Raw genomic sequence first — 8,795 nt, 5'->3', positions numbered from 1 at the left:
CAAGTAGTTATTGAATTGGTGGAGGAATTATCGAAGGAGTATAAAATAATTGATATTCTTGGTGTACTAGAAGTGCCAAAATCTACATTTTATCGTTGGAAAAAGAAATACATTAATCGAGAGCCGAATAAGTTAGAAATGCTTATTATCAATCTCTGCGAAGAAACAAAACATCATTATGGACATAGAAAAATTAAAGCTCTTCTAAAGCAGCGTAATAACATTAAGGTAAATCGTAAGACAGTACAAAGGATTATGCAAAAGTTCAATCTTCAATGCCAAATTAAAGTAAAAAGACAGAAATATATCAATGGAGAAAGTAATATCATTGTGGAGAATATTCTTAACAGGAACTTTAAGGCAGAAAGACCAAATGAAAAGTGGGTAACAGATATTACATACCTGCCATACGGTTCTTCCATGCTTTATGTATCAACTATAATGGATCTGTATAATAACGAGATAATTGCTTATACAATAAGTTCAATACAGGATACAAACTTTGTGTTAAGTACGTTAAAGGAGGCATTAAATAAACGCAGGCCAAAACATGTCCTTTTGCATAGTGATCAGGGATCGGTATATACCTCCTATGCTTATCAAAATTTCGCAAAAGAAAAGGGCATTATCACAAGCATGTCTCGCAAAGGAAACTGCCATGATAACGCCGTAATCGAATCCTTTCACTCCTCGCTAAAGTCGGAAGGATTCAAAGACCACAGAAGATCTTCTAACACTAATATTAAAGTAATAGAGATTGTGAATCAATATATGTGTTACTATAACGAAAAACGAATACAGGCAAAATTAAACTACCTGGCTCCAATCGAATACGGACGCCAGGTAGCATAGGTGTTTTTTTTAATGTCTCATTATCGTGGGTCAGTTCATATTAAAGAGCGGGTTTTTCTTTTATTATACCTGGTCACTTCCAAAGAAGTTTTTGAATGATTGCAATGTAGCATCGCGATTGACTGCCGCGATGGAAGTTGTAATTGGAATTCCTTTTGGACAGGATTGGACACAGTTTTGTGAGTTACCGCAGCCTTGCATACCGCCGTCATCCATAAAGGCATTTAAGCGTTCTGCCTTATTCATTGCACCAGTTGGATGTGCATTGAATAAACGGACTTGGTTAAATACAGCCGGTCCCATAAAGTTTGTTTTGCTATTTACATTCGGACATGCTTCTAAACATACGCCGCATGTCATACATTTTGATAATTCATATGCCCATTGACGCTTCGGCTCAGGCATACGTGGTCCTGGTCCAAGGTCATAGGTTCCGTCAATTGGAATCCAAGCCTTTACCTTTTTCAAGGAATCAAACATGCGGCTTCTATCAACCTGTAAATCACGGACAACAGGGAAGGTACGCATTGGTTCCAAGCGGATTGGCTGTTCAAGCTGGTCTACAAGTGCTGTACATGATTGACGCGGCTTGCCGTTGATCACCATTGAGCAGGCACCGCAAACTTCCTCTAGACAGTTCATATCCCAAGAGACAGGAGCTGTTTGATTTCCTTTCACATCTACCGGGTTACGTCTGATTTCCATTAACGCTGAGATGACGTTCATATTTGGACGATAATCAAGTTCGAACTCTTGTTGGTAAGGGGCAGAATCTGGATTATCTTGACGAGTTATTATAAAGCGAACTGTTTTTTTGTCACTCATCATTACTCTCCCTTTCTATTAATGTTTTTTTGTATAGTCACGTTCACGTGGTTTGATCATGCCAGTATCGACCTCTTCATAATGGAAGGCCGGAGCAGAGTTAGCATCAACGAACTTTGCCATCGTTGTTTTTAAGAACTCTTCATCGTTACGTTTAGGGAATTCTGGCTTGTAATGTGCCCCGCGGCTTTCATTACGGTTATAAGCGCCAATTGTAATAACACGTGCCAGTTGAAGCATATTTTGCAGCTGACGCGTAAAGAATGCACCTTGATTACTCCATTTTGATGTATCATTAATGTTAATATTCTGGTAACGCTCCAATAACTCAACAATTTTTTCATCTGTTTTAAGAAGTCTGTCATTATGGCGTACAACTGTCACATTGTCAGTCATCCATTCGCCAAGCTCTTTATGAAGAACGTACGCATTTTCTGTTCCGTTCATTGACATAATCTTATTCCATTTATCTTCTTCCTGCTTAACAAAACCGTCAAAGACAGAAGAAGAAACATCTTCAGCTCGCTTATTAAGGCCTGCCATGTATTCCAATGCCTTTGGACCAGCAACCATTCCTCCGAAAATAGCTGAAAGCAATGAGTTTGCACCAAGACGGTTTGCACCGTGCTGAGAATAATCACATTCTCCAGCAGCAAATAATCCTGGAATATTTGTCATTTGATCATAATCTACCCACAGTCCGCCCATTGAATAGTGAACAGCAGGGAATATTTTCATTGGAAGCTTACGTGGGTCGTCGCCAGTAAACTTTTCATAAATTTCAATAATGCCACCAAGCTTAACATCAAGTTCGTGTGGATCTTTATGAGAAAGATCAAGGTAAACCATGTTTTCCCCATTGATTCCTAACTTCTGACTCACACAAACATCGAAGATTTCACGCGTCGCAATGTCACGAGGAACAAGGTTTCCGTAAGCTGGATACTTCTCTTCTAAGAAATACCATGGTTTTCCGTCCTTATATGTCCAAATACGGCCGCCTTCCCCACGGGCTGATTCACTCATTAAACGAAGCTTGTCATCCCCAGGAATCGCTGTCGGGTGAATTTGAATGAACTCACCATTCGCATAATAAACACCTTGCTGATAAACAATAGATGCCGCAGAACCAGTATTGATTACAGAGTTCGTTGATTTTCCAAAGATAATTCCAGGGCCACCCGTTGCCATAATTACCGCATCGCCAGCAAATGATTTAATTTCCATCGAAGTTAGGTTCTGTGCAACAACTCCGCGGCAAATGCCTTCTTCATCAACTACCGCACCTAGAAATTCCCAGCCTTCATATTTTGTTACTAATCCAGAAACTTCATGACGGCGCACCTGCTCGTCCAATGCATAAAGCAATTGCTGACCAGTTGTTGCACCCGCAAATGCCGTACGGTGATGCTGAGTTCCTCCAAAACGGCGGAAGTCAAGCAATCCTTCCGGAGTACGATTAAACATTACACCCATACGATCCAATAAGTGAATAATTCCTGGTGCTGCTTCTGCCATCGCCTTAACAGGAGGCTGATTTGCTAAGAAGTCTCCGCCATAGATCGTATCATCAAAATGTATCCATGGAGAATCTCCTTCTCCTTTTGTGTTTACCGCTCCGTTAATACCGCCTTGGGCACAAACAGAGTGAGATCGTTTGACCGGCACTAAAGAAAATAGTTCAACCGGAGTCCCTGTTTCTGCAACTTTAATTGTTGCCATTAAGCCAGCTAGACCACCGCCGACAACGATAACCTTACCTTTACCCATTGTGACTCACTCCCTAATACTTAGTAAATCCAAACTTTATCAAAGACCGAACCGAGTTTGATAGTTTTTAATTTTCTATTAAACAAATGCAAAGATCGCACGAATTCCCACAATTGAAAGGGCTACAAAAATACCCATCGTTACATAAGTCGAAATTAACTGAGAGCGTGGTGAAATTGTAATCCCCCAGCTTACACAGAAAGACCAAAGTCCATTTGCAAAGTGGAAAATTGCTGACACGACACAAATAATGTAGAACCACAGCATGAATGGATTAGACAAGATATTCTCCATCATCTGAAAGTTTACTTCTGCTCCAAAGGCTGCCTGCACACGAGTCTGCCAAACATGCCAAACTATAAAAATAAGGGTTATAACTCCAGTTACACGTTGAAGTAGAAACATCCAGTTACGGAAAAAGCCAAATTTGCTCGCATTATTTTTCGCAGTAAAAGCAATATATAGGCCGTAAATTGCATGAAATAATATTGGAAGGAAAATAATAAAAGTCTCTAAAATGATTCGGAACGGAAGATGTTCCATGAAACCAGCCGCTTTGTTAAACGACTCTTCTCCTCCTGTTGCAAAATGGTTCACTACAAGATGCTGAATTACAAACAAGCCAATCGGAATAACACCAAGTAATGAATGCAATCTGCGATAAAAAAACTCTCGATTTCCCGCCATGTTTTACCCCCCTAGAATTTAAAGATGTCAAGGTATCATTTTTCATTTTTCGAAAAATATTTATTAAATTATTTCACCTAAACATCACCATAAAAATGTTACTGCATTTTCTTACAATTATGTGACATGTCCATTTTACTCCCAACACCATAGAGCGTCAAGGAAACGATTACATAAAATGTTCATAAAAAATAAAATTATTAAAATATATTGGTATTGCAAAATTAAAATAAAAAACCTTATTTTTCAATAAGCCACTATTATTCCTATTTATATTAAAATAGCAATATTTTCCTTGTGTAAAAATAACCTTTTTCCATGAATAAATGTCTAATTTTCTTCTGTTTTGTATATAATAGAAGAATACTAGAAAGAGGGGAATAAAGTTTGAGCGAAACAGCACCTGAAATCATTACACTTGAAAATACAACTGAAACCGTTCCCGTATTTGGTTATGAGCTCATTCGGGAAGTACTTTTGCATGAACTATTAGGCGATGATGCACCAGAGATTTTATACTGGGCAGGAAAAAGACTTGCACGTAAATATCCAATGGAAACTTTTGATGACATTTCAGCTTTTTTTCAAAAAACTGCTTGGGGCAGCCTAACGATCATCAAAGAGTCAAAAAATGAAATGGAGCTGGAATTATTCAGCCCACTAATTAAACAGCGCTGCAAAGAAAACAGTAATTCTACTTTTCAGCTCGAGGCTGGATTTATTGCACAGCAGATTGAACTCCAAAAAGAAGTGATCTGTGAAGCATTTGAGCATCCTAATAAAAAGAAAAAGGGTAAAATATACTTTACTGTTAAGTGGGATAAAAAGGATACTATTCAGCCCTGATCAACAAATCATATAAAAAGCTTTCAAGCATTCGAATGCTTGAAAGCTTTTTACTAGGAACGAACTGGAGAACCTGAAAGCTGAAAGACATCATGCAATATTTGAACAGCACGAATCATTTCATCATGTTCGATGACTGTAGATACCTTGATTTCAGAGGTACTGACCATTTTAACGGCAATATTATTCTCCGCCAACACTTCAAACATTTCAGCTGCTACCCCTGGATTTGAAACCATTCCTGACCCGACAATCGATACTTTAGCAAGTCCTGCTTCCGATTCTATCCGTTCATATTTTAGCTTCTCCTTACTATTTTCTAATACACAAATGGTTTCAGCCAAATCTTCATTTTTTATTGAGAAAGATAAGTTGGTCAATTGTTCTGACAATGTGCTCTGAATAATAATATCTACATTGATATGATTTTTTGCTAATTCAGTAAAAATAACAGATAGCCCTGTTAAGGAATTGGGCATGCCAATAACGGTTACTCTCGTAATATTATCTTCAAAGGCTACTCCCCGTACAACCAAGTTTTGTTCCATTGCCGCTTCCTCCTCAATAATCGTACCTGCTTCTTTTTCTGTACTTGATCTAACTACTAGCTGTATTTGATAGTTTTTGGCAAACTCAACTGCTCTTGGATGCAGAACACCTGCACCTAAATGGGCGAGCTCCAGCATTTCATCATAAGATACCGCCAAAAGCTTTCTTGCATCTTTTACATAGCGGGGATCTGTTGTAAATACACCTGTCACATCAGTAAATATTTCACATTTTTCCGCATTAAGTGCCGCAGCCAAAGCTACTGCAGTTGTGTCAGACCCGCCTCTTCCCAATGTTGAAATAGCTCCATCCTCTGTTATTCCTTGGAAGCCAGCCACTACAACAATGATTCCCTCTCCTAGTTCTTTCTCTACCCTTTCTGTATTTATTCCTATTATTCTTGCATTTCCATGAACAGGCTCTGTCTTTATTCCTGCCTGCCATCCAGTAAGAGAGATAGCTGGATATCCTCTTTCTGTTAATGCCATCGCTAATAATGAAATGGTAATTTGCTCTCCTGTTGTTAATAGCATGTCCATTTCTCTTTTGCTCGGCTGTGAAGCAATTCCTTTTGCGAGATCCACTAGGTGATCAGTAGATTTTCCCATTGCTGATACGACAACGACAACATTGTTGCCTTTTTCTTTTTCCTCGATGACCCGACTTGCCACACTTTGAATTTTCTTCGCATCCCCTACTGAAGTTCCCCCAAATTTCTGCACAATTACTCCCACTTTATTCCCTCTCTCCGCCTTTTTCATGTGGCTAATTTCTTAGATAATTTCCAAAAGCATTGTTGCTATTAAAGCCTTCGTGTGTAACGCTTCATTCTCGATCAAGGCAGGTCGATTTCTGAGGGGTGAGCGTGAGCCTCTTCGGCCCCGTTATCATGCCTGCGGTTTTTACCTTTCCGCTGGTCCCGCCAGAGTCTCGCTCCTTTCTCTCCAATCAGCTTCAAGCTTTATGCAAAAAGTATTATTTACATAACTAATTAAAACAACAAACGATTAGGAAAGAGCATCTTTATTCCTTCCATGCACAAGTTGACTAAGATGAATAATCCACATAATTTTGGTTGAATTTTGGGCATAGAAAAAAGCAATGAGAATCTATCCCATTGCTGTCACAAGTATAAAAAGATATACGTGCACACAGTGAGATAGCTCTCCAAGACGTTGTTTGTCTTGACAATCTTGCATTTATTCAATGCAAAACCAGCAAAGAAAGCGATGAGACTTTCTTCACTTCGGCAAATATTCCCTTTCAAAGCTTTTCATTGAAGCTCATTCTTCTCCAAGCCTTTACTTATGAAATTTGCACCTCTACCTTCACTTTACCGTTATAAAGTGATATTAAATTTTCAGTAATTATAGCATATTCATTTTTTTCAAACAATACTATTCCTGTAATTTTTTCATTAGCTCCTCAGCTACATTTACCGGAATGCCAATTTTCGTAAACTCTTCAGTTGTAGCATCTTTCATTTTCTTTACAGAACCAAACGTTTTTAACAGCTGTTTCTTTCGTTTTTCACCAATCCCCGGGATATCATCAAGCATCGATTGAAATGCACTTTTTCCGCGAAGCTGTCTATGGAAGGTTATTGCAAAACGGTGTACTTCATCTTGAATTCTTTGCAGCAAATAAAATTCCTGGCTATTTCGTGCCAATGGAATGATTTCTAGCGGATTTCCGTATAGAAGCTGGGATGTCCGATGCTTTTCATCTTTAACTAGTCCGGATATTGGAATATCAAGATTCAGTTCATTTTCAAGTATATCTCTTACTGCTTCTACATGCCCCTTGCCTCCATCAATAATGATTAAGTCCGGGAGTGCCAAGCCTTCTTTCAGTACTCGAGTATAGCGCCTGCGAACAACTTCCCTCATAGACTCATAATCATCAGGACCTTGGACAGACTTTATTTTGTATTTTCGATATTCCCTTTTTTCCGGTTTGCCGTCGATAAAAACAATCATCGCTGAAACAGGATCTGTTCCTTGAATATTTGAATTATCAAAAGCTTCAATTCTATGAGGAGTATAAATTCCTAGCTGCTGACCTAGGCTTTCTACCGCTTTTATCGTTCGGTCCTCATCACGCTCTATAAGGGAGAATTTTTCTTTTAATGCTATTTTCGCATTTTTATAAGCCAGCTTTACTAATTCCTTTTTCTGTCCGCGCTGAGGGATTAAAACTTTAACCTCCAAAAACTCTGCTGCCATATCAGCATTGATCGAGTCTGGGACCAAAATTTCACGCGGCTTAAAATGGTTAGCCTTTGAGTAGAATTGACCAAGAAAGGTCAGCATTTCTTCTTCTGGCTCATTATGGATCGGGAACATCGATACATCCCTCTCAATTAATTTTCCTTGCCTAATAAAGAAAACTTGTACACACATCCATCCTTTGTCGACTGCATAGCCAAACACATCACGATCAGTCGTATCTGTAGAAGTGATCTTTTGTTTTTCCATTGTTGCATCTATATGAGCAATCTTATCGCGAAATTCCTTTGCCCTTTCAAAATCCAGTTCCTCAGCAGCTGCAGTCATCTTTTCTGTTAAATCCTTTTTAATATCCTTATAGCCCCCATTAAGAAACTTTGTGATCTCATCAACCATCTGTTTATATTCCTGTTCGCTTACCTCGTTTACACATGGTGCAAGACATTGTCCTAAGTGGTAATAAAGGCAAACCCGATCAGGCAAGGTTGTGCATTTCCTTAATGGATAAATCCGATCTAACAGCTTCTTCGTCTCATTTGCCGCTTGTACATTTGGATAAGGGCCGAAATATTTCCCTTTATCTTTTTTTACTTTTCTAGTTGTAATCAGCCGCGGATGCCTCTCTGCTGTTAATTTGATAAAAGGATAGCTTTTATCATCCTTAAGCATGACATTGTATTTCGGATCATATTTCTTAATTAAATTCATTTCAAGAATGAGCGCTTCCATATTAGAGGAGGTTACAATATATTCGAAGTCTTCAATTTCATTAACAAGCCTTAATGTTTTCCCATCATGCGATCCTGTAAAATAAGAGCGGACCCGATTTTTTAATATCTTTGCCTTTCCCACATAAATGATTGTCCCTTGTCGGTCTTTCATTAAATAACAGCCAGGCTGATCAGGCAAGAGCACTAATTTATTTTTTATAATTTCATTCATCAGATGTCACCTCCCGAGGTTTTTCCTAATTTGATCATACAAAAATCCCCGGCTTAAATAAAGCCGAGGATTTTAATTATTTTTATTTTTGCTCTT

At 38.6% G+C, this 8,795-nt stretch carries 7 protein-coding genes and 1 riboswitch; of the genes, 2 read left to right on the top strand and 5 right to left on the bottom strand.

The annotated features are described in order from the left end of the window. Window positions 1–852 (top strand): IS3 family transposase (locus ASU02_RS04845; RefSeq protein WP_232426153.1); only part of this gene is annotated, 852 nt, incomplete at its 5' end. Between the two features lie 63 nt (window positions 853–915). Here the strand turns inward: ASU02_RS04845 and sdhB are convergent. The 3 genes from sdhB to ASU02_RS04830 form a co-directional block, all read right to left on the bottom strand. After that, window positions 916–1,677 (bottom strand): succinate dehydrogenase iron-sulfur subunit, encoded by a 762-nt coding sequence (gene sdhB, locus ASU02_RS04840; RefSeq protein ID WP_053477220.1) that lies wholly within the window; start codon window positions 1,675–1,677, stop codon window positions 916–918. Between the two features lie 18 nt (window positions 1,678–1,695). Then, window positions 1,696–3,447, bottom strand: a complete 1,752-nt coding sequence (gene sdhA, locus ASU02_RS04835; protein ID WP_053477221.1) for a succinate dehydrogenase flavoprotein subunit — start codon at window positions 3,445–3,447, stop codon at window positions 1,696–1,698. Between the two features lie 78 nt (window positions 3,448–3,525). Further along, a complete protein-coding gene (locus ASU02_RS04830) occupies window positions 3,526–4,134 on the bottom strand; it encodes a succinate dehydrogenase cytochrome b558 subunit (protein ID WP_057761552.1) in 609 nt (202 codons plus the stop codon). A 387-nt stretch (window positions 4,135–4,521) separates the two neighbouring features. Between ASU02_RS04830 and ASU02_RS04825 the strand changes: the two genes are divergently transcribed. Beyond that, on the top strand, window positions 4,522–4,980 hold the full coding sequence (locus ASU02_RS04825) for a YslB family protein (RefSeq protein WP_057761551.1): 459 nt from the start codon (window positions 4,522–4,524) through the stop codon (window positions 4,978–4,980). Between the two features lie 53 nt (window positions 4,981–5,033). Here ASU02_RS04825 and ASU02_RS04820 read toward each other — a convergent pair whose 3' ends face one another. Next, complete coding sequence (locus ASU02_RS04820) at window positions 5,034–6,263, bottom strand: aspartate kinase (protein ID WP_057761549.1); 1,230 nt, start codon at window positions 6,261–6,263, stop codon at window positions 5,034–5,036. A 418-nt stretch (window positions 6,264–6,681) separates the two neighbouring features. After that, window positions 6,682–6,862: riboswitch (Lysine riboswitch) on the bottom strand. A gap of 64 nt (window positions 6,863–6,926) precedes the next feature. After that, window positions 6,927–8,699 carry an excinuclease ABC subunit UvrC gene (gene uvrC / locus ASU02_RS04815; RefSeq protein WP_057761547.1) on the bottom strand — a complete coding sequence of 591 codons (1,773 nt, stop codon included), beginning with the start codon at window positions 8,697–8,699 and terminating at the stop codon, window positions 6,927–6,929. Between the last annotated feature and the right edge of the window lie 96 nt (window positions 8,700–8,795).

Source organism: Cytobacillus praedii (genome assembly GCF_001439605.1).
Lineage (GTDB): Bacteria > Bacillota > Bacilli > Bacillales > Cytobacillaceae > Cytobacillus > Cytobacillus praedii.
The sequence above is the reverse complement of the archived record's forward strand: the minus strand, read 5'-3'. Positions and strand labels throughout refer to the sequence as shown.